This window comes from Jannaschia sp. R86511 (genome assembly GCF_042466345.1).
GTDB lineage: Bacteria > Actinomycetota > Actinomycetes > Actinomycetales > JBBAYJ01 > Aquipuribacter.
This window is the reverse complement of the sequence record NZ_JAXHCD010000001.1, coordinates 146,381-172,460: the sequence shown is the minus strand read 5'-3', so window position 1 is coordinate 172,460 and position 26,080 is coordinate 146,381. Positions and strand designations below refer to the sequence as shown.

The 26,080-nt window shown below is 75.2% G+C and carries 20 protein-coding genes; 12 read left to right on the top strand and 8 right to left on the bottom strand.

All coding sequences use genetic code 11. From position 1 onward, the window contains the following. Positions 1-58 precede the first annotated feature (58 nt). The 3 genes from SJY06_RS00845 to SJY06_RS00835 are packed head-to-tail and all read right to left on the bottom strand — an operon-like array spanning position 59 to position 3,597. Positions 59-1,033: a type I phosphomannose isomerase catalytic subunit gene (locus tag SJY06_RS00845; protein WP_380163666.1), complete on the bottom strand. Its 975-nt coding sequence runs from the start codon at positions 1,031-1,033 to the stop codon at positions 59-61. Between the two features lie 39 nt (positions 1,034-1,072). Then, positions 1,073-2,011: a lysophospholipid acyltransferase family protein gene (locus SJY06_RS00840; RefSeq protein ID WP_380163664.1), complete on the bottom strand. Its 939-nt coding sequence runs from the start codon at positions 2,009-2,011 to the stop codon at positions 1,073-1,075. Beyond that, complete coding sequence (locus SJY06_RS00835) at positions 2,008-3,597, bottom strand: lactate racemase domain-containing protein (protein WP_380163662.1); 1,590 nt, start codon at positions 3,595-3,597, stop codon at positions 2,008-2,010. The genes SJY06_RS00840 and SJY06_RS00835 overlap by 4 nt, the downstream gene beginning before the upstream one ends. A 361-nt stretch (positions 3,598-3,958) precedes the next feature. Between SJY06_RS00835 and SJY06_RS00830 the strand changes: the two genes are divergently transcribed. Beyond that, positions 3,959-4,834, top strand: a complete 876-nt coding sequence (locus tag SJY06_RS00830; RefSeq protein WP_380163660.1) for a DUF559 domain-containing protein — start codon at positions 3,959-3,961, stop codon at positions 4,832-4,834. Positions 4,835-4,973: 139 nt separating this feature from the next. On the opposite strand, the gene SJY06_RS00825 is transcribed toward SJY06_RS00830, so the two are convergent. Continuing rightward, positions 4,974-7,337 (bottom strand): FdhF/YdeP family oxidoreductase, encoded by a 2,364-nt coding sequence (locus SJY06_RS00825; RefSeq protein ID WP_380163658.1) that lies wholly within the window; start codon positions 7,335-7,337, stop codon positions 4,974-4,976. Between the two features lie 169 nt (positions 7,338-7,506). Between SJY06_RS00825 and SJY06_RS00820 the strand changes: the two genes are divergently transcribed. The 3 genes from SJY06_RS00820 to SJY06_RS00810 all read left to right on the top strand — a co-directional run bounded on the left by SJY06_RS00820 (position 7,507) and on the right by SJY06_RS00810 (position 10,819). Further along, positions 7,507-8,691: a glucose-1-phosphate adenylyltransferase family protein gene (locus tag SJY06_RS00820; protein WP_380163656.1), complete on the top strand. Its 1,185-nt coding sequence runs from the start codon at positions 7,507-7,509 to the stop codon at positions 8,689-8,691. A gap of 101 nt (positions 8,692-8,792) precedes the next feature. After that, entirely contained in the window at positions 8,793-9,677 is an 885-nt protein-coding gene (locus SJY06_RS00815) for an NTP transferase domain-containing protein (protein ID WP_380163654.1), read from the top strand. Next, a complete protein-coding gene (locus tag SJY06_RS00810; protein WP_380163652.1) occupies positions 9,674-10,819 on the top strand; it encodes a molybdopterin molybdotransferase MoeA in 1,146 nt (381 codons plus the stop codon). The genes SJY06_RS00815 and SJY06_RS00810 overlap by 4 nt, the downstream gene beginning before the upstream one ends. Positions 10,820-10,916: 97 nt before the next feature. Here SJY06_RS00810 and SJY06_RS00805 read toward each other — a convergent pair whose 3' ends face one another. Both SJY06_RS00805 and SJY06_RS00800 read right to left on the bottom strand, forming a co-directional pair. After that, a complete protein-coding gene (locus SJY06_RS00805) occupies positions 10,917-12,140 on the bottom strand; it encodes a zinc-binding dehydrogenase (RefSeq protein WP_380169657.1) in 1,224 nt (407 codons plus the stop codon). 62 nt (positions 12,141-12,202) lie between these two features. Next, positions 12,203-12,898, bottom strand: coding sequence for a TetR/AcrR family transcriptional regulator (locus SJY06_RS00800; RefSeq protein WP_380163650.1), 696 nt, complete (start codon positions 12,896-12,898; stop codon positions 12,203-12,205). Between the two features lie 124 nt (positions 12,899-13,022). Between SJY06_RS00800 and SJY06_RS00795 the strand changes: the two genes are divergently transcribed. Beyond that, the gene (locus SJY06_RS00795) at positions 13,023-13,973 is read left to right on the top strand and encodes an NAD-dependent epimerase/dehydratase family protein (RefSeq protein ID WP_380163648.1); all 951 of its coding nucleotides are present in this window, start codon (positions 13,023-13,025) and stop codon (positions 13,971-13,973) included. Continuing rightward, positions 13,973-14,692 (top strand): DUF4386 domain-containing protein, encoded by a 720-nt coding sequence (locus SJY06_RS00790; protein ID WP_380163646.1) that lies wholly within the window; start codon positions 13,973-13,975, stop codon positions 14,690-14,692. The genes SJY06_RS00795 and SJY06_RS00790 overlap by 1 nt, the downstream gene beginning before the upstream one ends. A gap of 12 nt (positions 14,693-14,704) precedes the next feature. On the opposite strand, the gene SJY06_RS00785 is transcribed toward SJY06_RS00790, so the two are convergent. After that, positions 14,705-17,023 carry an HAD-IB family hydrolase gene (locus SJY06_RS00785; RefSeq protein WP_380163644.1) on the bottom strand — a complete coding sequence of 773 codons (2,319 nt, stop codon included), beginning with the start codon at positions 17,021-17,023 and terminating at the stop codon, positions 14,705-14,707. Between the two features lie 157 nt (positions 17,024-17,180). Between SJY06_RS00785 and fbaA the strand changes: the two genes are divergently transcribed. Beyond that, positions 17,181-18,221: a class II fructose-bisphosphate aldolase gene (gene fbaA / locus SJY06_RS00780; protein ID WP_380163642.1), complete on the top strand. Its 1,041-nt coding sequence runs from the start codon at positions 17,181-17,183 to the stop codon at positions 18,219-18,221. Positions 18,222-18,278: 57 nt separating this feature from the next. Here fbaA and SJY06_RS00775 read toward each other — a convergent pair whose 3' ends face one another. After that, on the bottom strand, positions 18,279-18,695 hold the full coding sequence (locus tag SJY06_RS00775) for an STAS domain-containing protein (protein WP_380163640.1): 417 nt from the start codon (positions 18,693-18,695) through the stop codon (positions 18,279-18,281). A 130-nt stretch (positions 18,696-18,825) separates the two neighbouring features. Here SJY06_RS00775 and SJY06_RS00770 point away from each other — a divergent pair, with 130 nt between their 5' ends. From SJY06_RS00770 to SJY06_RS00750, 5 genes are all read left to right on the top strand, one after another. Next, positions 18,826-21,573, top strand: coding sequence for a SpoIIE family protein phosphatase (locus tag SJY06_RS00770; RefSeq protein ID WP_380163638.1), 2,748 nt, complete (start codon positions 18,826-18,828; stop codon positions 21,571-21,573). After that, positions 21,570-22,037 (top strand): DUF3151 domain-containing protein, encoded by a 468-nt coding sequence (locus SJY06_RS00765; protein ID WP_380163636.1) that lies wholly within the window; start codon positions 21,570-21,572, stop codon positions 22,035-22,037. The genes SJY06_RS00770 and SJY06_RS00765 overlap by 4 nt, the downstream gene beginning before the upstream one ends. A gap of 249 nt (positions 22,038-22,286) precedes the next feature. Further along, a complete protein-coding gene (locus SJY06_RS00760; protein WP_380163634.1) occupies positions 22,287-23,324 on the top strand; it encodes an NAD(P)/FAD-dependent oxidoreductase in 1,038 nt (345 codons plus the stop codon). A gap of 98 nt (positions 23,325-23,422) precedes the next feature. Beyond that, positions 23,423-24,709, top strand: a complete 1,287-nt coding sequence (locus tag SJY06_RS00755) for an adenylosuccinate synthase (protein WP_380163632.1) — start codon at positions 23,423-23,425, stop codon at positions 24,707-24,709. An 81-nt stretch (positions 24,710-24,790) separates the two neighbouring features. After that, a complete protein-coding gene (locus SJY06_RS00750; RefSeq protein ID WP_380163630.1) occupies positions 24,791-26,077 on the top strand; it encodes a multidrug effflux MFS transporter in 1,287 nt (428 codons plus the stop codon). Positions 26,078-26,080 lie beyond the last annotated feature (3 nt).

Below are 26,080 nucleotides of genomic sequence, written 5' to 3'. Positions count from 1 at the left end.
AGCGTGCGCCCGTCCGGCCCGGCCCGCGACCCGGGACCCGCGACCCGGGACCGCGGCGTCACCCCAGGTCGACGTCGACCCAGCGCGTGCCCTCGACCACCTGGAACGTGCCTCCCCAGTGCGCCGGCAGCAGGACCACCCCGCCTGCTCCCAGCGGCGCCGGCAGCGCGTCGTGGCTCATGCGGCCGGTGACGACGACGACCACGCGGGGGTGGTCACGCTGCGGCACGTGGTGCAGACCCGCCAGCGGCGCCGTCGACCGGCTGATCCGGTAGTGCGGGGTGTCGACCACCAGCCCGTCACCGGTGGTGGGTGCGGGCGGGTCGAGGTTGACGGCCCACTCGGCCCGCAGGCAGAGCATGGCCTGCTCGCGGTGCAGCTCCCGGGGCGCCCGGCCGTGCTCGACGGCCCAGTCGTAGACCCGGTAGGTGGTGTCCGAGGGGGTCTGCGGCTCGGCGACCACGACCCCCGCCCCCAGCGCGTGCAGCATCCCCGCGGGCACGTGGTGCACGTCCCCGACCCGGGCCGGCACCCGGCGCAGCAGCGGCACCAGCGCCGGGGTGCCCATGGCGGCCTCGACGTCGTCGGCCGTCGTGCCGGGGACGACCCCCAGCAGCAGCTCCGCCCCCGGCTCGGCCTGCACGACCACCCAGGACTCGGTCTTCAGGTGCGCCCCGGGCAGCCGGTCGAGCACCGCCGCCGACGGGTGGACCTGGACCGACAGGTGCTCCCGGGCGTCCAGGTGCTTGAGCAGCAGCGGGAACCGACCCGCCGCCGTCGGCTCGGTCCGGCCCAGCAGCGCGTCCCGGTCGGACGCGACCAGGTCGGCCAGGCTGCGACCGGCGTGCGGCCCGTGGGCCACCCGCGTCACCGGGTCGTGGACCTCGGTGACCGTGGCGTCGAGGTCGGCGACGTCCCAGGACTCGCCGACCGCCACGCCCTCGGGCAGGTCCCGGCCCAGACCTGCGAGCCGGTGGCCGCCCCAGGGCTTCGGGACCAGTCGGGGGGTCAGGACGAGCGGGCCCAGGGTCACGGACCCAGGGTCCCACCCGGCCGGGCGTGCGTCCGGCGCTCAGTGCCAGACGGTGCGACGACCACGCTGCTGGGGGGCCCGGCTGGTCTGCCAGACCCGCCGCCAGCGAGCCACGTCGGGACCGCTGGTCGGGGCGTTGCCCTCGCCCGAGGCGCGCAGCCGCGCCGAGAACCAGTCGCTGCCGTCCTCGTCGAGCAGCTCGGCCATGGCGCGCTCGACCCGCTTGCCGAAGTCGCGTGGGCCCTCGTCGGGCACCGGCACGACGGGCTCGCCGTAGCGGATGCTGACCGGCGGGCGGCCGCGGCTGGGCCAGGCCTGCTCGTGCGGCATCGCGTTGAACGAGCCGCGGATGGCGATCGGCACGACGGGCACGCCGTAGGTGGTGGCCATGAACGCCGCGCCCAGCTTGAAGGGCCCGGTCCAGCCGTCGCGCGAGCGGGTGCCCTCGGGGTAGACGACGATCGACCAGCCGTCCTTGAGCAGGTACCCGGGCGTGCTCGACAGCGACCCGCCCCGGCGCTCGATCGGGAACGTGTTGAACAGCACCGCCGAGCCGGCCGCGCGCCACCAGGTGTCGAAGAAGTAGTCCGCCGCCGCCGCCACGGCCGTCTTGCGGCGCCAGCGGGCCGGCAGAGTGTTCATGATCAGCGGGGTGTCGACGTGCGAGGTGTGGTTGGCGACGAACACCACGGGTCCCTCGACGCGGTCGAGCACGTCCAGGCCGTGCGCCTGCACCGACACCTGCGAGCGCAGCAGCCCGTTCATGCCGACGCCCAGGACGATCTCGCGCACGCCGCGCATGAACGGCGTCCGGGCCCACCGGGTCGGGAAGACCCGGGTGGACCGGGCGGGCACGTACGGCTCGGCCGAGCGCGGCACGAGCGCCTTGCGGCCGACGCCCCAGCGCCAGCCGCGCGCGACGGTGCGGACGTCGCGCACGCCGTCCCGCACCCACGAGGTGGGCGTGGTCCGGCTCACGTGACGTCCGCCACCAGGTGCGGCGGGTTGTGCAGGTAGGTGATGGACGGGTCCGGGCCGACGGTGTCGGACACCATCTCCAGCGCGTCCTGCAGCGTGGAGGCCGCGCGGAAGCCCATCCGGGCGCAGGCCTTGCGGTTGCCGCCGACCCACACCACGTTGCGCCCGCTGCCCAGGTGGTCCAGGGCGTGCGCGATCCAGTACCACATGTAGAACGGGTGGACGCCGTGGTAGGCGTAGCTGGTCCGGTACAGGTGGACGTACCAGGGGTCGGTGGCGTACCGCTCCTCGAACTGCTTCTCGATGACCTGCGGGTCGGTCGAGGTGGACAGGACCTCCTCGAAGAAGTCCACGTACGAGGGGTGGTGCAGCTGGTTGAACTCCTGCGCGACCGGGTGGTACAGGATCACCGCGCCGCCTTGGCGCACGACCGGCTGGCCCCGGTAGCTGTTGAAGTAGTAGCCCAGCCCCATGCAGGCGGCCAGGATCGGGTTCATGACCGAGTCGACGTTGTAGGGGCCGACGAACGGCACGCCCAGCACCATGACGTCGCTCTGGCCCTGCACCGGGACGAGCTGCTGACGGTGGACCGCGGCGATGGTCTTCTCGTGCACGGCCTCGACCTCGCCGGCGACGACGCCGGTCAGCCCGTAGGCGCCGCGCATCGAGTGGAACGCGTTGTGCTTGACCCGCTTGGGCGCCAGCGCCATGCCGCGGCGGATGCCGACGAAGCGGGCCTGGTCGGCGATGTTCCACTCCCACTCGCGCTTCTGCAGGAACGAGTACGCGTCGGGGAAGATCGTGTTGTTGAGCGTGGTCTCGATCTGGAACACCTTGACGTGCTCCGCGACGACCTTGCCCATGCGCCAGGCGCTGGAGTGCAGCGCCGACTTCTTGTGGTCCATGAACGACCGGCTGTTGACCATGGTCTGCGGGTTGTGGTGGTGCTTGAGGCTCGAGTACGGCGCGAGGCCGATCGCGACGGACTTGTGGCCGCCGTCCATCGCCACCAGGTTCACGTTGACGTAGACCAGCAGGTCGGACTCCGCCGACCGCTTGTGGATCTGGACGTCCTCGTCGTGGCGCGTCTTGCCGAGGGTGGCGATGTTCTCCTTGTCCTCGGCGTCGAAGTTGTACAGCGCGCCCTGGGGGAAGAAGCTGCGGAACACCCGCTCGCCGACGATGTGCTTGAGCTCGTCGGGGTTGAGGCGGCGGTGCAGAGCGTTGGCGCTGACCAGCTCGACGTCGTCCACCCCGGCCGCCGCGGCCATCTCCAGGACGGCCTCGATGATGCGCTGGCGGATGTCCGGGCTCTTCATCGGGGGCAGCGGGATGCTGATGTCGTCGAAGGCGATCGTCAGCCGCATGCCGGCGAACAGCAGGCTCGGCAGCGGCTCGGAGTCGACCGGGTTGCGCAGCGCCTCGTCGATCGCGGCGTCGACGTCGGGGACGGCGGGCAGGCTCTCCGGCGGGTAGACCACGCGGGTCCCGCGGGGGAACGACTCCAGCCGGAACCCCTCGCCCTCGTGCACCACGAGCGGCGGGGTGCGGTCGTCCACCTCGAGCACGAAACCGGGACGCGTCATGCGTGTCATCCAACCACCGCCAGCCCCCTGCCCCGGAACCGCGCCCAGCACTGCGGCGGGGGAGGGGCGAGATCGGCCGCCCGACGGCGACACGCCGGCAGAGGCCGTCGTCCGGCGGATCTCGTCCGAGCGGGCGCCCCAGCGGGGGTCGTCGAGCATCGACGGTTCGGTCGTCCTTGCCCGCCCTCCGGCGCGGGTGAGATCCGTCATCTGACGGGGACACGCCGTCAGGGGCCGTCGTCCGGCCGACCTCGTCGGGGACGGGGCTCTTTGTGAGGAACGTGTCCACAGGGGCCGTCGGTCGTCCACAGGGTCCCGAGCGACCTCCCTGGCGGGCGGTCGAGCCGCAGGCTCGGGTGCTGTGGGGTGGGAGCAGCTGGTGTGGACCCGGGAACGGGCGCGGCGGGAGGGGGTCTCGCGCGAACGGCTGACGCGCAGCGGGGAGTTCGTCCGGGTCGTACGGGACCGGTACCTGGAGCTCGTGTGGGCCGACGACCTGCGCGCTCGAGGGGCCGCCGTGATCTCGGCGGTGCCGCCCCGCAGCCGCCTCAGTCACTCGACCGCCCTCGAGCTGGCCGGGCTACCGGTCCCGCGCGGCGTGTCCGGTCAGCTGCACGTCACGGTGCCGTTCGGCCTCAGCACCCCGGTGGACCGGGGGCTCGTGGGTCACCGGTCGACGCAGGCCATGGCGCCGTACCGCCTGGAGGGACTACCCGTGACGTCGTTGCCGCGGGCCTGGTGCGACCTCGCGGCGCTGGGGCCCTCGACCGCGGATCTGGTGGCGACCGGGGACGCCCTGCTGCACGCGGGCCACGGTGACCGCGACGACCTGGTCGCGGTCCTGGCCGGGCGACCGGGTGGTCGTGGGTCGGCGCTGGTCCGCTCCGCGCTGGACCTGCTGGACGGGCGCGCCGAGTCACCGCAGGAGAGCAGGCTGCGGGTCGTCCTCACCGCCGCGGGCCTGCCGCCGCCGGCGGTGCAGCACGTGGTCCGGACCGCGACGGGGCGGTTCGTGGCCAGGGTCGACCTGGCGTGGCCGGAATCGCGTGTCGCCGTGGAGTACGACGGCGACCACCACCGCACGCCGTCCCAGTGGGCCGCGGACCACCGCCGGCGTGAGGACCTCGAACGGGCGGGCTGGGTGGTCGTCGTCGTGCTGGCCGAGCACCTCCGGGGGCCGGTCGAGGTCCTCGTGTCGCGCATCCGGGCGCGGCTGGGTGCGGGGTCCGCCGCGTGACGGCGGCCGTCGCGCATCCGGGCGTGGCTGCCCGTGAGGTCCGCCGTCTGACGGGCGGGCGCGGCGAGTCGCCGTCGTTTGGCCGATCTCACCAACCCCGGCCGGCGGGCCAGCGAGGCGGGCGGCCCCGGCCGGCGGGTCAGGCCCGGTCGAGGCGGACGACGACGGACTTGCTGGCGGGGGTGCGGGAGCGGCGGCCCAGGTGGCCGGCGGGGACGAGCACGTTGGCTTCGGGGAAGTAGGCCGCGACGCAGCCGCGGGCGGTCGGGTAGGCCACCGCGCGCAGGCCGTCCAGGCGGCGCTCGCCGTCGTGGAACTCGCTCACCAGGTCGACCAGGTCGCCGTCGGCCAGGCCGCGCGCGGCCAGGTCGTCGGCGTGGACCAGGACGACCTTGCGCCCACCCTTGATGCCCCGGTAGCGGTCGTTGTACCCGTACACCGTGGTGTTGAACTGGTCGTGGCTGCGCATGGTCTGCAGCAGCAGCCGGCCCTCGGGCACCTGCGGGTACTGCAGCTCGTGGACGGTGAAGTGCGCCCGGCCGTCGTCGGTGTCGAAGCGCCGCTCGTCGCGGACCGCGTGGGGCAGCAGGAACCCGCCGGGTGCGGTCGCCCGCGTCTCGTAGTCGGTGAACAGCGACGGCAGCACCCGCGACACGTGGGACCGGATACGGGAGTAGTCGGCGACGAGCGAGTCCCAGTCCGCGTGCGGGCGACCGGGCCGCGTGGCGCCGTCCGGGCCGACGAACAGCCGCCGGGCCAGGCCGGCCAGCACGGCGGTCTCGCTGCGGACCTGCGGCGACGGCGGGTCGAGCCGGCCGCGGCTGGCGTGGACCCGGCCCTCGGAGTCCTCGACCGTGACGACCTGGTCGGCGCCGCGACCGTCGGGGCCCGCCTGGGTGTCCCGCTCGGTGCGCCCGATGACCGGCAGGACCAGGGCGGTCCGCCCGCCGTGGGCGTGGGTGCGGTTGAGGGTGGTCGACAGCTGGACGGTCAGGTCCACCTGCTCGAAGGCCCGCTCGACCGCGGCGGAGTCGGGGACCGCGCGCACGAAGTTTCCGCCCAGGCCGACGAACACCCGCACCCGACCGGCCTGCAGCGCCTCGAGGGTGCCGGCGACGTCCACCCCGGGTTCGCGCGGCGGGTCGAAGCCGAACTCCTCGCCCAGGGCGGCCAGGAACTCCTCGGGCATGGCCTCGGAGATGCCGACGGTGCGGTTGCCCTGCACGTTGCTGTGCCCGCGCACCGGCAGCACCCCCGCGCCGTGGCGGCCGAGCATGCCGCGCAGCATCAGCAGGTTGACGAACTCCTGCACAGTGTCCACGGCGTGCACGTGCTGGGTGACGCCCATCGCCCACACCACGACGGTGCGCTGCGAGGCGCAGAGCAGGTCGACCACCCGCTCGACCTCGTCGTCGGCCAGCCCCGTCGCCCGGGCCAGCTCGGCCTCGTCCAGGCCGAGCAGGTGGGTGCGGTGGGCGTCCAGGCCGCTGGTGAACCGGTCGAGGAACTCCGTGTCCAGGACCGTGCCGGGGGCGGCGGCCTCGCGCTGCAGCATCCGCTTGCCCAGCAGCTGGAACAGGGCCAGGTCCCCGCCCAGGCGGACCTGCAGGAACTCGTCGGCGACGTCGGTGCCGTGGCCCAACGCCTTGAGCGGGCGCTGCGGGTTCTTGAACCGCAGCAGCCCGGCTTCGCGCAGCGGGTTGACCGCCACCACGGACGCGCCGCGCTCCTTGGCCAGCTCCAGCGCGCTCAGCATGCGCGGGGCGTTGGTGGCCACGTTGTGCCCGACGAGCAGCACCAGGTCGGCGTGCTCGAGCGAGTCCAGCGTGACCGAGCCCTTGCCGCTGCCGAGCACCTCGTTCAGGGCGACGCCCGAGGCCTCGTGGCACATGTTGGAGCAGTCCGGCAGGTTGTTGCTGCCGAGGCCGCGGGCCAGCAGCTGGTGCACGAACGCGGCCTCGTTGCTGGCGCGCCCGGACGTGTAGAACACCGCCTCGGCCGGGTCGACCTCGCGCAGCGCGTCGGCCACCAGGTCCAGGGCCTCGTCCCAGCCGATCGGTTCGTAACGGTCCGAGCCGGGCCGCCGGACCAGGGGCTCGGTGAGCCGGCCCTGCTTCTCCAGCCACCAGTCCGACCGGGTGGCCAGCAGGCGCAGCGGGTGCCGGGCCAGGAACCCCGGTGTCACCGTCCGTGCGGTCGCCTCGTGCGCGACGGCCTTGGCCCCGGACTCGCAGAACTCGAACGGGCTGCGGTGGCCGGGCGCGGGGTCGGGCCAGGCGCAGCTGGGGCAGTCGAAGCCGGACGTCTGGTTGAGCCGGGCCCAGGTGCGGGCGGTGACGTCGGCACCGTCCTGCAGCACCCCCTGCGCGGCCGAGGACACGATGGCCGGAACGCCCGTGGCCCAGCGGCCGGGCGCGGTCGTCCGGGTGGCGGTCGGGTCGTCGGGGTGGTCCTCGGCGGGCGCCGCGGTGGCTCCCGGGTGGTGGCTCCTGTCGCTGGTCACGTCGTTCGCCCTCCCGGTCGCCACGGCGCGGCGTACCGGGGTCACGGTAGGCACGAGGTCGTCGCGGCCACGACCTGAGAACCGCCCGGCCCCGGCCCGGTCCTGGTCGCGACCCCGTCCCGGCCGTCACGGCGTGCTCGCGTCGCGGGGGCACGCCATGATCCGGGGCATGTCGCTGCCCCGGGTCCTGGTCCTCGTGCTCGCCGGCGGCGCGGGCAGCCGGCTGGAGCTGCTGACGCAGGACCGCCCCAAGCCGGCGGTGCCGTTCGGCGCGTCGTTCCGCCTCGTCGACTTCGCGCTCAGCAGCTGCGCCCACAGCGGGGTGAGCGACGTCTGGGTGCTGCAGCAGCACACGCCCGGGCCGCTGTCGGAGCACCTGGCCAACGGCCGGCCGTGGGACCTGGACCGCACCCGCGGCGGTCTGATGGTGGTGCACCCGCACGAGGGCGACCACCGGGAGGGCTTCCACACCGGGACCGCCGACGCGCTGTGGAAGACGGCCACGTCGCTGCGGGAGGCCGACCCCGAGGTGGTGGTCCTGGTCAGCGCCGACGCGGTGTACCGGCTGGACTACCTGGACGTCGCGCTGGCCCACCGGGACTCCGGCGCCGCGATGACGGCCGTCACGGTCGCCCACGACGGTGACAACACGCGCTACGGGGTCGTCGAGGTCGCGGACGGGACGGTCACCGGGTACGCCTACAAGCCGGAGCAGCCCGCCACCGACCTGATCGCGACCGAGGTGTTCGCGCTGAGCCCGGGGCCCGTACTCGACCTGCTCGACGAGCTCGCGCAGGAGGTGGACGACCTGGGTGACCTCGGCGACCACCTGCTGCCGCGCCTGGTGGCCGACGGGTCGCTGCGGGAGCACCGGTTCACCGGCTACTGGCAGGACGTCGGCACGGTCGAGGCGTACTGGCGGACCCACATGGAGCTGCTGGGCCCCCGGCCGCCGTTCGACCTGGACGACCCCGCCTGGCCGCTGCTGACCCAGCCCGGCCGGCACGCCCCGGCCAAGGTGTCGGCCCGGGCCGAGGTGGCCGACAGCCTGCTGGGGCCCGGGTCGTCGGTGCGCGGCACCGTGCGCCGCTCGGTGCTGTCCACCGGGGTGGTGGTCGAGGCCGGGGCGCACGTCGTGGACAGCGTGCTGCTGCCGGGGGCGGTGGTCCGTGCCGGGGCGCGGGTCGAGCGGGCCGTCCTGGACAGCGAGGTCGTCGTCGGGCGGGACGCCGTCATCGGGGGACCGGGCGCCGACGACGACGAGGTCGCCCTGGTCGGACGCGGCGCCCACGTCGAGCCCGGCACCTCGGTCCCGCCCGGCGGCCGCCTGCCCGCCCCCGACGCCGGGGCGTGAGGTCACGCGTCTGGCGGGGCGTGAGGTCCGGCTCCTGACGGTGCGTGCCGGCGTGTCGCCGCCGTCCGGCCGATCTCACCCGGGTCCGGCACACTGCGCGCATGCAGCCGGTGACCGCGACGACGGGGGTCGAGGCCGTGGTCCTGGCCGGCGGGGCGGGGAGCCGGTTCGGCGGGGACAAGACGGCGGCCACGGTCGGTGGGGTGTCGCTGCTGGGCCGGGCCGTCGAGGCGGCCGCGGCGGCCGGGGTGTCCCGCGTGGTGGTGGTCGGGCCCCGGCTGCCTGATGACGTCCAGCCCGGCTGCGAGCTCGTGCTCACCCGGGAGGACCCGCCGGGCTCGGGCCCCGTGGCGGGGCTGCTGGCGGGGCTGGAGCACGTCCGCGAGGACGTCGTCGTGCTGCTGGCCGCCGACCTGCCGCGTCTGCCGGTCGAGGCGCTGCGCACGCTCGTGGCCCGGCTGCAGGACGACCCGGGGCTGGACGCCGTCGTGGCCGAGGACGGCGACGGCCGGGCGCAGTGGCTGACCGCGGCCTACCGCGTCGCCCCGCTGCGGCAGGCGGCGCGGGCCGCCGTGGCCGGGGCCGCGGCCCGGGGCGACGGCGCCCGGGCGCCCGGGCTGCGGCACGTCGTCACCGGGCTGCGGTGGTCGGGCACCCCGGCGGGCTCCGGGTGGGGCAGGCTGGTGGACGTGGACACCCCCGAGGACCTGAGCCGTGCCCGTCTGGACGAGTGGGCGGCGCGCCTGGTGGAGGAGCTGCAGCTGCACGCCGCGACCGACGGCGTCGAGGTCGGCGACCTGGTCGACCTGGTGCTCGACCTGGCCCGTGACGCCGCCCACACCGTCGCCCGCCCGGCCGCCCCGCTGACCACGTTCGCGGTGGGCGTCGCGGCCGGCCTGGCCGCCGCGGGGCCGCAGGGCCGCGCCGACCTCCCCGCGCTGCGCGACCGGGTGCTCGCCATGCTGCCCGCCGACGGCGACGGGTGAACCGACCCGACCTCGACGATGCACGCCGCGCCGCCCGCGACCTGGGCGGCGCCCGGGTGCCCCGTCACGTGCCGGTGTCGCTGGAGCGGGCGCTGGGACGGGTGCTGGCCGTGGACGTGCGAGCCGCGTCGCACCTGCCCGTCGTCGACAGCGCCGCCATGGACGGTTGGGCGGTGTCCGGGCCGGGGCCCTGGCGGCTCGTCGGGTCGGCCCCCGCGGGGGTGGGTCCCGACCAGGCCTGCGCCGTGGCCACCGGGGAGGGCCTGCCCCGGGGGGCCGAGGCCGTGGTCCGCCTGGAGGCCGGCCTGGTCGACCAGGGGATGCTGCACGCCCCCGCGCCGCCGCCCGGCCGCGACGTCCGCCCGCGCGGCGAGGAGCTGACGGCGGGCGAGGTGGTCCTGGCCCGCGGCTCGACCCTGGGCCCCGCCCGGCTCGGCCTGGCCGCCGCGGCGGGCGCCGACACGGTGCACGTGGTCGTCGAGCCACGCGCCGTCCTGCTCGTCACCGGGGACGAGCTCGTCGACTCCGGCGCCGCGCGTCCGGGCCGGGTGCGGGACAGCCTTAGCCACCTGCTGCCGCCGGTGCTGCACGACCTGGGCGCCGACGTGGCCCGCAGCGCCCGGACCGGCGACGACGCGGCGACGCTGCGGGACGTCTTCGCCGGCCCCTACCGGTCCACGGTCGACCTGGTGGTGACCACGGGCGGCACGGCCCGCGGCCCGGCGGACCACGTGCGCGAGGCGCTGCGCGACGTCGGGGCACGGACGGTGGTGGACGCCACGGCGGTGCGGCCGGGCGGGCCCGCCGTGCTCGCGGTCGTGCCCGACGGTCCGGTGGTGCTGGCGCTGCCCGGCAACCCGCTGGCCGCGGTGGCCGCGGTGGTCACGCTGCTGGCGCCGTTGCTGGACGGCTGGCTCGGTCGGCCCGACGAGCCCCTGGTCGACCTGGCCGTCCCGGCCGGCGCCGGGCCCGTGCCGGCGGGCGGCGGCACGCGCCTGCTGCCCGCCCGGCTGGTGCCCGGGGCCCGGGAGCCCGTGCTGCTGGGGCACGACGGCGCCGGGATGCTGCGCGGCCTGGCCGAGGCCGACGGGTTCCTCGCCGTGGGCCCGGACGGCCGAGGTCGCTGGCTGCCGCTGCCCTAGGACGGGCGTCGCCGGTCGGCCCGCCGGACCGCCCCGCCGACGCGGCGCGGGGTCGCGCCCGGACCGCCGCGCCGCCGCGGCCACGGTGCGGCCTCGGTCAGCGCTGGCGGGGGTCGAACGCGATCTTGACGGCGCCCAGCCGACCCGCGCTGCTGGCGTGGTCCAGCGCCTCGCGCCAGCGGTGCAGCGGGTACACCGCGCTCAGCACGTCGCCCTCACCGCCGATGCCGTCGCCCAGCGGCGCCTCGGCGGCCAGGGTGAGCGCGCGGGGGAAGGCCTCGCCGCTGCTGGCGTAGGTGCCCACGACGTCCAGCTCGCGGAACCAGGCCGGGCTCAGGTCGGCGCCCTTCTGCGGCATCCCGGACAGCACGACCCGGCCACCGGCGCGGGTGGCGCGCATCGCCAGGTCGAGCGAGGACGACGAGCCGACGGCGTCTACCGCCACGTCGACCCCGCCGAGCAGGTACTGCTGGTCGTAGCGTCGCGCCGCGCCGGGCAGCCGGGTCTCGACCGTCAGCGCCTGGGTGCTGCGGCGGACGCCGCGCAGCGCCTCGGCCGGCTGCACGACCTCGGTGGCGCCGAACGCCCGGGCCAGCGAGGCCTGGGCGCCGTGCTTGGCCACCACGACGATGCGCCCGGCCGGGGTCAGCCGTCGGATGGCCAGGGTGGCGAACAGCCCCACGGCCCCGGCCCCGGACACCAGCACCGTCTGCCCGTCCTGCACCTGGGCCCGCTCGGCCAGCCGGACCGCGCAGGCCAGGGGCTCCACCAGCACCGCGCGGGCATCGCTCAGGTCGTCGGGGACCACGTGCAGCTGGGAGCGGTGCGCGATGAGCCGCTCGCCCCAGCCGCCCCCGGTGGAGGAGCAGTAACCGGTCTGCAGGCCGGGACGCAGGTGCCCGACGCTGACCCGGTCGCACCGGTTGGTCAGGCCCTGAGCGCACTGCTCGCACGGCTCGAGCCCGCGCGCGGCGCAGGCCAGGACCGGGTCGACGACCACCCGGGTACCGGCCGTCAGGTCCTCCACGTCGCGGGTGAGGGTGCCCACGACCTCGTGGCCGGGCACGCACGGCATCGACGAGACCCCGGCGAAGTACAGCGACGTCGAGCCGGTGACCGCCCCCAGGTCGGAGCCGCAGATGCCGCCCAGGTGGACCTTGACCTCGCCCCAGCCGTCGTGGCGGACCTGGGGCTCGGGGCGGGTGAGCAGGCGCACGGGAGCCAGCGGCCCGACCAGCAGCCCGGGCACCGACCCGGCGGCCGTGATGGCACGTGCCGCGGCGTAGCGGGGGACCGAGCGGAACAGCTCCAGAGCCAGCATCACGGGCGTCATCCAACCGCACCGCGGCGACCCGGGGCGACGGGGCCCGGGTCGCGTCGGCGTCAGGACAGGCCGATGAGGCGGCCGATGCGGGCGGTCTCCTCGGCGAAGAACACGTCCAGCCCGTCGTCGGCGACGGCCCGGTGGCGCTGCCCGAACAGCTCGAACGACACGGCGCCGAACAGGTAGGTCCAGGCCATCAGGCCCCGCACCATCAGGTCCGCGGAGACCCGGTCGCCGGCGAACGCGCGGGCCGGGGCCACGGCGGCCGCCACGGCCGGCGTGACCTCGACCCCGTCGTCGCGCCCGGCCGCGGCCACGTCGCCCAGCAGGTCGGCCAGCAGCCTCGTGACGCGGGTGGCGGGTCCGACCGTGTCCTGCGGGGCGGCGTAGCCGGGCACGGGCGAGCCGTAGACCAGGGCGTACTGCTGCGGGTCCGCCAGTGCCCAGTCGCGGGTGGTGCGGCAGATGGCGGCCCAGCGACCCGTCAGGTCCTCGCGCGTGACGGTGCCCTCGGCCGCCTCGACCGCGTCGCCCAGGCCGTCGTAGGCGTCGATGATCAGCGCGGTCAGCAGCGCGTCCCGGCTGTCGAAGTACCGGTACAGCGCCGAGGAGACCATCCCGACGTCGCGGGCGACCGCCCGCAGCGACAGCCCGCCGGCGCCGTGCTCCGCCAGGTGCGCCCGCGCGGTGTCGAGGATGACGCCCCGCATCCGGGTGCGCGCCTGCGCCCGCACCCCCTCCGCCTTCGTCGTCATGCGCCGATCCTGCCACGGCCGAGAGCGGCGCACACAACGAAGAGCACTGCTCTTGACCGGACGTCGGGTGAAGGGGTTCACTGGAGACCCGAACAGAGAGCACCGCTCACTAGGGAGACCACTGATGTCTGAACTCCACGTCGTCGTCGGCGCCGGCCCGGTCGGGTCCGGGGTCGCGCGCACCCTCGCCGAGGCGGGCCACCGGGTCCGGGTCGTCACCCGCTCGGGGTCCGGGCCGGACCACCCCGCGGTCGAGCGGGTGGCCGCCGACGCCGCCGACCCCGCCGTCCTCGGCCGGGTCGGGGCCGGCGCCACCGCGCTGTACAACGCGGCCAACCCGCCCTACACGCGCTGGCCCGTCGACTGGCCGCCGCTGGCCGCCTCGCTGCTGCAGGTGGCCGGCGCCACCGGTGCGGTGCTGGCCACGGTCAGCAACCTGTACGTCTACGGCCGGGTGGACGCCCCGATGACCGAGCGCACGCCGCTGCGTCCGCACGACAGCAAGGGCCGGGTCCGGGTGGCCATGTGGCAGCAGGCCCTCGCCGCGCACGAGCAGGGCCGGGTCCGCTACGTCGAGGTCCGGGGCAGCGACTACCCGGACGCCCCGGCGGCCACCTCGCACCTGTCGCGCCACGTGCCGGCCGTACGGGCGGGACGCCGCTGCCGGGTGATGGGCAGCCCCGACCAGCCGCATTCGTGGACCGCGACGGCCGACGTGGTCGCCCTGCTGGTGGCGGCCGCCGCGGACCCCACGTCGCACGGCCGGGCCTGGCACGTGCCCACCGCCCCGCCCCGGACCCAGCGGCAGGCGCTCACCGACCTGGCGGAGCTGGCCGGGGCGCCGGCGCCCCGGGTGGCCGGCACCCCGGCCGCGCTGCTGCGCGCCGTCGGCACCGTGGCCCCGTACGTCCGCGAGGTCGCCGGGACCGTCTACCAGTTCACCGACCCGTTCGTCGTCGACGACTCCGCCGCGCGGGAGCACTTCGGGCTCCGGCCGCAGCCGTGGGCCACGACCCTGGCGCAGGTGCTGGCCCAGGCCCCGGCGGCCGGGACCGCTCCCGGTCTGGCCGCCTGATGCGCCGGCTGCCCGTCACCGGCGGCCTGCTCGTGGGCTCGGCCGTCCTGAGCCTGGTCGGCTACGCCGTGCTGGGCACCCGGTTCGGCTGGCCCGCCGTGCTGGACGAGCCCGGCACGGTGGCCCTCGACCGGTTCGCGGCCGCCGAGCAGTGGGTCCGGGCCGGGTTCTACGTGTTCCTGCTGTCCAGCCTGCTGCTGGTGCCCGGGGCGGTGGCCCTGCAGGACGGCCTGACCCGGGGCCAGACCGCGGCCCGCGCGCTCACGGCGTTCGGGGTGCTGGGGGCGTTCGCGCAGATGCTCGGCTGGGTCCGCTGGCCGCTCGCCGTGCCCGGTCTGGCCGAGCGCTGGAGCGATCCCGCGGCGAGCGAGGCCGAGCGGGCGGCGACGGCCGCGGCCTACGACGTGCTCAACGGCTACGCCGGCGGCGCGCTGGGGGAGCACCTGGGCTGGCTGCTGCAGGGCGTGTGGGCCGTCGGGGTGGCGCTGTTCGTGCTGCGGGCGCAGGGGCTGCCCCGGTGGTTCGCCCGGCTCGGCGTGCTGCTGGCCGGGGTCTGGGCCGTGCTGGTGCCGGTGGCCACCGCGTTCGACCTGCCCACGCTCGAGCTCTGGGCCCTGAACGTCTACACCGCCTGGTACCTGTGGCTGCTGGCGCTGGGCGTCCTGCTCGTGGTCCGGCCCGTGGCGCCCGCCCCCGAGGCCGCCGCGGTGAGCGGGTGACCGGGCGGACCCTCAGCCCGGCAGGTGCGCCTGGGACGTGTCGATGCTCGGCAGCTGCAGCCGCGCGGTGCGGCCGGCGGTCCGCCAGTCCTCGATCGGCCAGCGCAGCTTGCGGGCCTCGCGGAACAGGGTGACGTCGGGGCTGACGGCGGTGGGCCGGCCCACCGCCTGCAGCATCGGCAGGTCGGAGTGGCTGTCCGCGTAGCCGTACGCCTTGGACAGGTCGGCCCCCTCGACCTGGGCGTAGCGCCGCAGCCACGCCGCCCGCCCCTCACCCACCAGCGGCGGCCGCTTGAGGAAGCCCGTGCAGCGCCCGCGGGCGTCCACGTGCAGCTCCGCGGCCACGATCTCGTCGAACAGCGGCGCCAGCGGCCGCGTGATGGGCGTCACCGCGCCGGTGATCAGCACCGTCCGGTGCCCCGCGGCGCGGTGCTCCCGCACCCGCCGGATCGCCGCCCCGCTCACCCGCTCCAGCACGTGGGGGGTCAGGGTCTCGTCGACCATCTCCTCCAGCGCCCGCAGGTCGGCCCCCTCGTAGCGGCGGTAGGCGCTGCGGATCAGGGCCCCGCGGTCACGGCGCTCGGCCCGCAGGTACAGCGGCAGCCGGGCCGCGGTGGCCGCGAGCTCCTTGACCTTGCCGGCGGCCGACAGCTCGGGCAGGCGCACCCACAGGTAGGTCTCGATGATGTTGGACGTCAGCAGGGTGCCGTCCATGTCGAACACCGCGAGCACCGGCGCGGCGTCGGGGTCCACCGGCTCGGCCGGGTCGCGGGGGGCGATGACGCGCGGCGCCGGACCGCCGGAGCGGTTGCGCTTGCGCCGGATGACGTCGTAGTCGCGCACGCCCTTGGTGATGGCCGGGCAGTGCACCTCGATCAGGTAGTGCTCCCAGTCGATGACCGCGGTGTCGAAGCCGAACGTCTCCTGGTCCGCCGGATCCATGGCCTGGTGCAGGGCCAGCATGTTGTCGTCGACGAAGTACAGCTCGACCTGCGTGTAGGCCCGGTAGAGGTCCATGTAGCGGCGCAGGAAGTCCAGCCGCCGCTTCTGGGTGTCCAGGTTGCGGGCGATCGAGCGGACCTTGTCGCTGCGCGGGGCCAGCGACAGGGCGCCCTCGGCCAGGTCGTAGGCCCGTTCGCCCGTGGTCAGGGCCCGCTCGACGATCCGGGCACCCGGGAACCGCCACGTGGCCAGCCGCACCGCGCCGCGGGAGTCCATGTCGAACGGGTACCGGGCGAAGTACTCCCGCACGTAGTCGTACAGCTGGCGGAACGTGCACGGGTTGCGCGAGCCCGAGCTCAGGTGGAAGTACGCGGGCTCGCCGACGGGCGGCGGTGTGGCGGCCACGGCGATGATCGAGTTGACCACCAGGTCGATCGGCACGATGTCGATGACGGAGTCCGGCGCCGCCGGCAGCTCGGGCAGCTCGCCGCGGCCGTAGGCGAGGATGATCGGGTCGGCCATCTTGAAGCCCTCGATCCAGCCCGGGTGGGGCGTGGTCAGGGCGGACTCGATGATGCTGGGCCGGTAGACCGTGGTCGGCAGCACGGGGGCGGCGACCTGCTCGACGACCCGCTCGCCCAGCGCCTTGGTGAACGTGTAGACGTCGGTCCAGCCCAGCGTCCGGGCCCGGTCCCCGCCGGCGGCCTTCTGCTGGTCGGTCACCCAGGTGCGGCGTCGTTCCTCGGCGTCGGCGGCCACCGCCAGCGGCCCGGCGCGGTCGTGGTGCTTCTCGGCCTTGGTCAGGAGCTTCTGCAGCACGGCCGGGGTGCGGGAGGTGTCCTCGATCCGGGCCGCGACGCGCTGGGCGGCGTCGTACTCGGCCTGCCAGTCGACCGTGTGCTCGACGGCGGCCTCCATCACCGGGCCGCGCCGGCGACCCCCGACGTAGGCGGTCGACACGTGCACGTAGTGCAGCGGGGAGTAGGAGCCGTCCTCGCGGTGCGCGGCCTCGACCACCCGGTCGACCAGGGCCTTGACCCCGATGACGTTGGTGTCGAAGGCCGACTGGATCGGCGGGTCGAACGACACGTCGCCCGCGCAGTGCACGACGACGTCCAGGTCCTTCGGCAGCTCCGGCACGTCGTTCAGGTCGCCGGACAGCGTGACCACGCGCGCCGCCGCACCCTCGGGGACGTCGGCGAAGATGGGCTTGGCCAGCAGCTTCGTGACCCGGTCCGCCGCCGGCTGGCCCGACTTGGGCCGCACCATCGCCACCACCGTGCAGCCGGGGACGTCGCGCAGCAGCTTGTGCAGCAGCGCCTCCCCGACGAAGCCGGTGACGCCGGTCAGCAGGATCCGCTTGCCGTCCAGGGAGTCCGCGATCCGCATCCGGTCATCCAACCACCTGCCGCGGGGCGCCTCGGGCCCGTGCCGTGGCACCCCGGCCGGTGGGCCCGGCCCCGGCTGGACGCGCGCGGCCCGGCCGCACCCCGACGTGGAAGGATCGGCCCCGCCACGTGACCTGCCACACACCGAGGAGCCCGCGATGCCCATCGCAACCCCCGAGAGCTACGCCGAGATGCTGACGAAGGCCAAGGACGGCTCCTACGCCTTCCCGGCCATCAACGTCACGTCGTCCCAGACCCTGATCGGCGCCATCCGCGGCTTCGCCGAGGCCGAGAGCGACGGCATCGTCCAGGTCTCCACCGGCGGTGCGGACTACCTGTCCGGCTCGACCGTCAAGGACATGGTCGTCGGGGCCAAGGCGCTCGCCGCCTACGCCCACGAGATCGCCGACAGCTACGACGTGCAGATCGCCCTGCACACCGACCACTGCCCCAAGGACAAGCTCGACGGCTTCGTCCGGCCGCTGCTCGCGGCCAGCGCCGAGCGCGTCAAGGCCGGCGGCAACCCGCTGTTCCAGTCGCACATGTGGGACGGCTCCGCGGTGCCGCTGGAGGAGAACCTGCAGATCGCCGAGGAGCTGCTGGCCCTGTCGGCCGAGGCCAAGGTCGTCCTCGAGATCGAGGTCGGCGTGGTCGGCGGCGAGGAGGACGGCGTCGACAACGAGATCAACGACAAGCTGTACACGACGACCGAGGACGCCATCGCGATGGTCGACGCGCTCGGCACCGGCGGACCGGGTGAGAAGGGCGTCTACATGGCGGCCCTGACCTTCGGCAACGTCCACGGCGTCTACAAGCCCGGCAACGTCAAGCTGCGCCCGGAGATCCTGCGCGAGTGCCAGGACGCCATCGCGGCCAAGATCGGCGCCCCGGCCGGCAGCAAGCCCGCGCTGCTGGTGTTCCACGGAGGGTCGGGCTCCACCGCCCAGGAGATCAGCGACGCCGTGGACTACGGCGTGGTGAAGATGAACATCGACACCGACACCCAGTACGCGTTCACGCGTCCCGTCGTGTCCCACATGTTCGCCAACTACGACGGCGTGCTGAAGATCGACGGCGAGGTCGGCAACAAGAAGGCCTACGACCCGCGCGCCTGGGGCAAGTCGGCCGAGGCCGGTCTGGCCGCCCGCGTCGTCGAGGCCTGCCAGAACCTGCGCAGCGCCGGTCACCGGCTGCGCTGAGCCACCGCACCCCGGTGGGGACCGGCGCCTCGCCCGAGGCCGCCGGTCCCGCCGGGATCAGGACCCGGCGTCGGCCTCCGGGGCGTCCTGGCGGGTCACGACGTCCAGCAGCGACGAGATCCGCGTGGTCTCGATGAGGAACCGGACGACGTCCGGCGGGTCGAGCAGCACCACGCGGCGCGACGCACGGGAGGCCAGCCGGGCCAGGAACGCCACCCCGGTGGAGTCCATGAACGTGACCAGGTGGCTGTCCACCTCGATCGGCCGGGCCGTGGACAGCGCGTCGTCGGCGGCCTCCAGCAGGTCGGGCCCGAGCTCGGCGTCGATCTCGCCCGTCAGCACCACCTTGGTGGTCTCCGGCTCGAACAGCACGTGCACGGAGCCCGGGTCGACCGGGCGCACGGCGTGCACCGGTGACGCCTGGGTGTCGTCGGTCGCCTCGGCGGCCTGCTCCGACTCGTTCTCGGATGTCATCAACGGCTCTCCTGCTGCTCCCCCGCGGTGTGGTGCTTCGGACGAACGCTAGCAAGCCGTCCGGACTTCGCAGCCTGGTGCGGTTTGGGCCGGGCACCCCCCGGGCACCCCCGTGGCGGATAATCCCGCTGTGGAGCATGACGACCACGGCGTCGGGTCACGTCACGACGAGGAGGAACGCGTGCCGCTCAGCCACCTGCCACGGGTGATGCACGAGGCGGACGCCGCCGTGCTCGTGGTGGACCTGGCCAGCAGCCGCGTGGAGTACGCCAACCTGATGGCGATGGCGATGGCCGGCAGCCAGACCCTGCCGATCGGGGTCGACGAGTGGGGGCGCCTGGCCGGGCTCGTCGACCCGGGCGGGGCCGACCTGGCCGACACCGCGAGCCCGCTGTCGCGGGTGGCGCGCGGCGAGCCGGTCGCCGGCGAGCTGATCCGACGGGAGTCCGAGCGGGCCTCGGACGCGGCGGGCAGCGAGCGGGACCGGCAGCGCGCCGGCGGGGACACGGTCGCCGACGTCGTCGGCCCGCTGTGGGTGACGGGCTTCCCGCTGGGCAGCGGCATGGACGGTCGCGGCCTCGTGGTGTTCATGCAGCTGACGGGGACCGGCACCAGCGCGGCCGAGATGCAGGGCGTGGTCGACGCCGCCGGGCAGGCCCTGGGGCAGCCGGTGGCCGGGCAGCCGGTCGGGGCCGTCCAGTCCGCCCAGGAGGCCGCGCTGGCCCAGGCCAGCGCGCTGCGCAACCGCGCCGTCATCGCCACCGACCTGTCGTTCACCATCTCCGACCCGCACCAGCCGGACAACCCGATGGTGTGGGCCAACCCCGCCTTCGAGCGGACGACCGGCTACTCCTCGGAGGAGGCCGCGGGGCTGAACTGCAAGTTCCTGCAGGGCCCGGACACCGACCCGGAGACCGTCGCCCGGATCTCGACCGCGCTGCGCGAGAAGCGCGCCGTCACCGAGACCCTGCTCAACTACCGCAAGGACGGCACGGCGTTCTGGAACCAGGTCGCCATCACGCCGGTGCTCGACGCCGACGGCGAGCTGGTCAACTTCGTCGGCGTCCAGGTCGACGTCACCGAGCGGGTGCTGGTGCAGGAGCAGCGCGAGCGGGCCCTGCTGGCCGAGCAGCGCGCCCGGGCCGGCCTGGTGCTGCTGGACCGGGTCAGCGACGCCGTCATCGAGCTGGACGCGGAGGCGTCCCTGGCCCGGCTGACCAGCGTGCTCACCGACACGGTCGTGCCGTGGGCCGCCGTGGTGCAGCTGGACCGCTCCGTGGAGGTGGTGGCGGCCTCCGGCGACGGCGTGGAGGACCTGATCGGCGCGGGCCGACGCTTCGGCCCCGCCGTGGCCGACCTGGTGACCGAGGACCCGCTGCGCGCCGTGTGCGAGGGCGCGGCCGGCGAGACCGTCCTGGACCTGGCGACCGTGAGCCGGACGGGCACGCTGACCGGCTGGTTCGCCGAGACCGTCGCGGGTCGGGTCGGCGGCAGCTACGTCGCCGTGCCGCTGTCGGGGCGCGACGAGGTCATCGCCGTCCTGCTGGTGGGCCTGGAGGGCACCGACGCCGCCTCGTACAGCCCCGCCCCGGTCGGTGACGACCTGCGCAAGCTGGTCCGCGTCGTGGCCCGTCGGGTCGGGCTCAGCCTGGAGATCGCGCGGCTGTACGCCCGCGAGCACTCCCTGGCGGAGACGCTGCAGCGCTCCATGCTGCCGCAGCAGTCCGGCATCCCCGGTCTGGACGTGTGGGCGCACTACACGCCCAACGTCGACCACGCCCAGGTCGGCGGCGACTGGTACGACGTGCTGCCGATCGGGGACGAGGTCGCCGGGGTGGTCGTGGGTGACGTCGTGGGCCACGACGTCGAGGCGGCCGCGACCATGGGCCAGCTCCGCTCCGTCGTGCGCTCCTACGCCTACGAGCTCGAGGACCCGGGCAGCGTGCTCATGCGGGTCGACCACCTGGCCTCGGGCATGGGCATCTCCCGGATGGCGAGCCTGGTGCTGATGACCCTGCGGCGGCGCGACGACGGGCAGTGGGACCTGTCGTGGTCCTCGGCCGGGCACCTGCCCACGCTCGTGTGCAGCCCGGTGCGCGCGGCCGGGTCGGGCCCCGACGGCCCCGTCGAGGGCTACACGGTGCGCTCGCTGGACTCGGCGCAGGGCACGATGATCGGCCTGCGCGAGGGCGCCCGGCTGTCCGACACCGTCCGGCTGCGCCCCGGTGACGTGGTCGTCGCCTACACCGACGGGCTCATCGAGCGCCGCTCCCGGCCGATGGCGCAGGGCATCGAGACGCTCAAGCGGCTGCTGGCCGGGGCGACGGCGGTCCGGGCCGACAGCGTGGGCGAGCTGCTGCTGGCCGAGCTGGGGGACTCCCCCGAGGACGACACGGCCGTGGTGGTCATGCGGGTGCCGATGGACGTGGCCGACCTGCCCGCCCCCCGCGCGGCGGCGCCGCGGCAGCGGCGCTGGCAGCTGCCCTCGGACCCCTCCAGCGTCGGCAAGGCCCGGCACGCCACCATGCGGGCCTGCGCGGTGTGGGCCGTGCCCCAGGCGGACCTGGCCGAGGTCGTGGTCTCCGAGCTGGTGGCCAACGCCGTGCTGCACGGCTGGGGCATGGTGCAGCTGCGGCTGTTCGACACCGCCTCCGGGCTGCGGATCGAGGTCGAGGACGCCAACCCCGAGCCGCCCCGGCTCGTGCCGCACCGGCCGCTGGGCGAGGGCGGGCACGGTCTGCACGTGGTCAACGAGGTGGCACGGTGGGGCTGGTCGCCGACCCGCTCCGGCAAGCTCGTCTGGGCGCAGCTGCGGGCCGGCCACGACCCGATCCACGACGACCGCACCCCCGACAGCCCCACCGAGGAGACCCCGTGAGCACCCCCACCGACCCGCCCCGCGGCCCCGGCCTGCTGGCCGGCCCCGCGGCCACGCACCTGCCCGCCGGCCTGCACGAGCCCGCCGAGCAGGCGCTCGCCGCCGGCACGCCCGCCGCGACGGTGGCCGCCTCGGCGCCCGCCTCCAGCCTGGCCTGGGCCGTGCTCGCCGAGGAGGCCCTGGCCCGCGCCGACACCGCCCGGGGCGAGGGCGACGACGAGCAGCGGCTGTCGCACGCCATCGCGGCCTACGCCTACGCGCGCACCGGCTACCACCGGGGCCTGGACGCCCTGCGCCGTTCGGGCTGGAAGGGCCACGGCCCCGTGCCGTGGGCGCACGGGCCCAACCAGGGCTTCCTGCGCAGCGTGCGGGCCCTGGCCGGCGCGGCGGAGCACGTGGGCGAGGCCGACGAGGTCACCCGGCTGGGCGCCCTGCTGGCCGACTGCGACCCGACCCTGGCCTGAGCCCGGCCTGACCCTCAGCCGGCGGCCACCTCGACCCGGCCCCCGGGTCGAGGGGCCGCGGCCGGTGACGACCGCGGCCCCCGGTGGTCCCGGACCCCTTCGGGACCACCCGCCGGCCCACCTCGCGGCGGCCGACGCGGCTCACAGTGTGGCCTGTCACGGCCTGTCGCACTACCCGGTCACCGGTTCGGGCGTGGCGGGTCCGACCCGCCCGCGCGTCCCCGGCGGCGGCCCCCCACACTGGGCCCCGTGAACCGAGCAGACCGCCCCCGCAGCGTCCTCGTCGTCGGCGGGGGGATCTCCGGCGTCGCCTGCGCCCGACGGCTGCACGAGGCCGGGGTGGGCGTGCGCGTCGTGGACCGCGGCCGTCGCCTCGGCGGGCGGATGGCCGCCCGCACGGTCGACACGGTCGTGGGTCGGCACGTCGTCGACACCGGGGCCTCGTACTTCACCGTGCGCGACGACGGCTTCGCCGCCGTGGTCCGGGACTGGCAGGAGCGGGGCCTGGTCCGGCACTGGACCGACACGTTCCACCTGTCCGACGGCGAGCGCCTGGTCGGGACCAAGGTCGGCCCGGTCCGCTGGGCCGGCACCGCGGGGCTGCGGTCGCTGGTCGAGGACCTGGCCGCCGGGCTGGACGTCGAGCACCCCCGCGAGGTCACCGAGGTCCAGCCGGTGACCGGGCCGGGTGGGCCCGGTGTGCTGGTCGACGGCGAGCGCTACGACGCGGTGGTGCTGGCCATGCCGGACCCGCAGGCGGTGGACCTGCTGCCCGAGGACGTGGCCCGCAGCATCGTCGACGGCCCGCCCTGGGACTGGCGGCCCGTGCTGTCGGTGTACGCGGCGTGGACCCGACGCGGCTGGCCGGAGCTGGACGGCGTGTTCGTCGACGGCTCGCCCGTCGTGGACTGGGTGGCCGACGACGGCCGGCGCCGGGGGGACGACGCCCCGGTGCTGGTGGTCCACACCACGCCGGTGTTCGCGGCCAGCCGGCTCGACGACCCGGCCTCGGCCGTGCCGCACGTGCTGGCGGACCTGTCGCGGGTGCTGGGGGTGGACCTGGAGGAGCCCGAGTGGGCCCGGGCGCACCGGTGGTCGCTGGCCAGCCCGACCCGCACCCGGCCCGCCCCCGAGTTCGCCCTGACCGGCGACGGCACGGTGGGGGTGTGCGGCGACGCCTGGGGCGAGCGGTCCCGGATCGAGGCCGCGTGGCTGTCGGGGCACCGGCTGGGCGGGGAGCTGGCCGAACGGCTCGTCCCGGGCCGGTCCCCGGGCGGCCTGCACTAGCCTGGCGGGGCAGGAACGGGTCCCGGGGCCGGTGCGCCACGGGGCCGTTCGCACGTCACAGGGGTCCGACGGGCCCGAGCCAGCGGAGGAGTCGTCGCATGCCCGGAGTCGTGCTGATCGGTGCGCAGTGGGGTGACGAGGGCAAGGGCAAGGCCACCGACGCCCTCGGCTCGCGCGTCGACTACGTCGTCAAGTTCAACGGCGGCAACAACGCCGGGCACACCGTGGTGGTGGGGGACGAGAAGTACGCCCTGCACCTGCTGCCCTCGGGCATCCTCAGCCCCGGCGTCGTCCCGGTCATCGCCAACGGCGTGGTCGTGGACCCCGAGGTGCTGTTCACCGAGATCGACGGCCTGACCGCGCGCGGCGTGGACTGCTCGCGGCTGCTGGTCTCGGCCAACGCGCACGTCATCGCCACCTACCACCGCACCCTGGACAAGGTCACCGAGCGGTTCCTGGGCAAGCAACGGATCGGCACGACCGGGCGCGGCATCGGCCCGGCCTACGCCGACAAGATCAACCGCGTCGGGATCCGGGTCCAGGACCTGTTCGACGAGAAGATCCTGCGCCAGAAGATCGAGGGCGCGCTCGACCAGAAGAACCACCTGCTGGTGAAGGTCTACAACCGGCGCGCGATCACGGTCGACGAGGTCGCCGACTCCCTGCTGGCGCAGGCCGAGCGCCTGCAGCCGTACGTCGCCGACACCGGTCTGGTGCTCAACCAGGCGCTCGACCGCGACGAGACGGTGCTGTTCGAGGGCGGCCAGGCCACGCTGCTGGACGTCGACCACGGCACCTACCCGTTCGTCACCAGCTCCAACGCGACCTCCGGCGGGGCCTGCACCGGCAGCGGCGTGGCCCCCAACCGGGTCGACCGCGTGATCGCCGTGGTCAAGGCCTACACGACCCGCGTGGGGGAGGGGCCGTTCCCCACCGAGCTGTTCGACGCCGACGGCGAGCGGCTGCGCGAGGTCGGTCACGAGTTCGGCACGACCACCGGCCGGCCGCGCCGCTGCGGCTGGTACGACGCCGTCATCACCCGCTACGCCCAGCGCGTCAACGGGGTGACGGACTTCGTGGTCACCAAGCTGGACACCCTGACCGGGTTCGAGCGGATCCCGGTCTGCGTGGCCTACGACGTCGACGGCGTGCGCTTCGACGAGATGCCCGTCAGCCAGACCGACTTCCACCACGCGACGCCGGTGTACGAGTTCTTCGACGGCTGGACCGAGGACATCTCGGCCGCGCGCGCCTTCGAGGACCTGCCGCCCAACGCCCGCCGCTACGTCGAGGCGCTGGAGCAGATGAGCGGGTCCCGGATCAGCGCGGTCGGGGTCGGCCCGGGACGCGAGCAGACCGTGGTCCGGCACGACCTGCTGGGCTGAGGCCGACCTCGTACCGGTGGTGCCCGCCGGGCTCGCTCCGGTGGGTGGTTAGCAGAGGTAACTGTTACCCTCGCTAACCAGATGCGTACTGAACCCACCTCCCACGCCACCCGTCCGTCCGCCGACGTCCCGGGTCCCGGCCGACCCCGGGCCGGCTTCTTCTCGCGGCTCGGTCCGCGTGAGCTGTTCCTCCTGGCGGCCATCACCGCCGCCGGGCCGCTGACCATCGACCTCTACCTGCCCGCGTACCCCACGCTGGCGGCGGAGTTCGGGGTCGCGGAGACGCAGATCCAGCTGACCCTGACCGCGTGCGTGTTCGGTCTGGCCCTGGGCCAGCTCGTGATCGGGCCGGTGGCGGACCGGGTCGGTCGGCGGCTGCCGGTCGTGGTCGGGCTGCTCGCCTGGGCCGCGTCGTCGCTGCTGGTCGCGGCCGCGCCCACCCTGGGCCTGCTGACGGCCGGGCGGTTCGTGCAGGGGTTCGTCGTGGCGGCGGGCATGGTGACCGCCCGGGCCATCCTGCGCGACCTGTCCGACGGGCCGGACCTGGCCCGCGCGTTCGCCAAGCTGTTCCTGGTCGTCGGGGCGGTGCCGATGGTGGCGCCGTTCGTCGGCTCGCTGGTGCTCGAGGTCACCAGCTGGCGCGGGGTGTTCGTCATCCTGGCCGGGATCGGCGTGCTGCTGGCGCTGCTGACGGCCGTGCTGCTGCCCGAGACCCTGCCGCGCGAGGAGCGGCGCCCGATCCCGGTCAGCCGGCTGGCGGGCTCCTACGGCCGGCTGCTGGTCGACCGCACGTTCATCGCCCCGGCCATGGTCGCGAGCCTCGCCTTCGCGGGGTTGTTCGTCTACATCAACGGCAGCTCGTTCGTGCTGCAGGAGCAGTACGGCGTCTCGCAGCTGGGGTACGGCATCGTCTTCGCCGCGGTCACCGTGTCGCTGATCACCGGCAGCCAGCTGTCGAGCCGGCTGGTGGCCCGCTTCGGCCTGCTGCGCGTGCTGCGCGGCGCCCCGGTGGTCGGGGCCGTGTCGATCGGGACCGTGTTCGCGCTGTCGCTGCTGGGCGACCTGCCGCTGGCGGTGCTGATCGCCGGTCTGGTGGTGGCGATGGGCGTGGTGGGCATGGCCATGCCCGCGGCCTCGGCCCACGTCCTCAACGGCCAGCCGCCCGCCCGGGCCGGGCTGGCCTCGGGCCTGGTCGGGGTGCTGCAGTTCGCGGTCGGCGGCGCGGTGAGCCCGCTGGCCAGCGTGCTGGGCAGCACGAGCGCGACGAGCATGACCGCCCTGATGACCGTCGCCTTCGCCGCCTCGGCCGCCGTGGCGCTGCTGGTCGTCCCCGAGCACCGTCACGCCGCCGACGTCCTGCGCGCCTGACGC

Coding starts and splice junctions, on each gene's coding strand:
- SJY06_RS00785 (WP_380163644.1), bottom strand. CDS start 17,023: ATGCGGATCGCGGACTCCCTGGACGGCAAGCGGATCCTGCTGACCGGC.
- SJY06_RS00805 (WP_380169657.1), bottom strand. CDS start 12,140: ATGCTGGCTCTGGAGCTGTTCCGCTCGGTCCCCCGCTACGCCGCGGCA.
- SJY06_RS00795 (WP_380163648.1), top strand. CDS start 13,023: ATGTCTGAACTCCACGTCGTCGTCGGCGCCGGCCCGGTCGGGTCCGGG.
- SJY06_RS00775 (WP_380163640.1), bottom strand. CDS start 18,695: ATGACATCCGAGAACGAGTCGGAGCAGGCCGCCGAGGCGACCGACGAC.
- SJY06_RS00790 (WP_380163646.1), top strand. CDS start 13,973: ATGCGCCGGCTGCCCGTCACCGGCGGCCTGCTCGTGGGCTCGGCCGTC.
- SJY06_RS00820 (WP_380163656.1), top strand. CDS start 7,507: ATGTCGCTGCCCCGGGTCCTGGTCCTCGTGCTCGCCGGCGGCGCGGGC.
- SJY06_RS00755 (WP_380163632.1), top strand. CDS start 23,423: ATGCCCGGAGTCGTGCTGATCGGTGCGCAGTGGGGTGACGAGGGCAAG.
- fbaA (WP_380163642.1), top strand. CDS start 17,181: ATGCCCATCGCAACCCCCGAGAGCTACGCCGAGATGCTGACGAAGGCC.
- SJY06_RS00835 (WP_380163662.1), bottom strand. CDS start 3,597: ATGACGCGTCCCGGTTTCGTGCTCGAGGTGGACGACCGCACCCCGCCG.
- SJY06_RS00815 (WP_380163654.1), top strand. CDS start 8,793: ATGCAGCCGGTGACCGCGACGACGGGGGTCGAGGCCGTGGTCCTGGCC.
- SJY06_RS00750 (WP_380163630.1), top strand. CDS start 24,791: ATGCGTACTGAACCCACCTCCCACGCCACCCGTCCGTCCGCCGACGTC.
- SJY06_RS00800 (WP_380163650.1), bottom strand. CDS start 12,898: ATGACGACGAAGGCGGAGGGGGTGCGGGCGCAGGCGCGCACCCGGATG.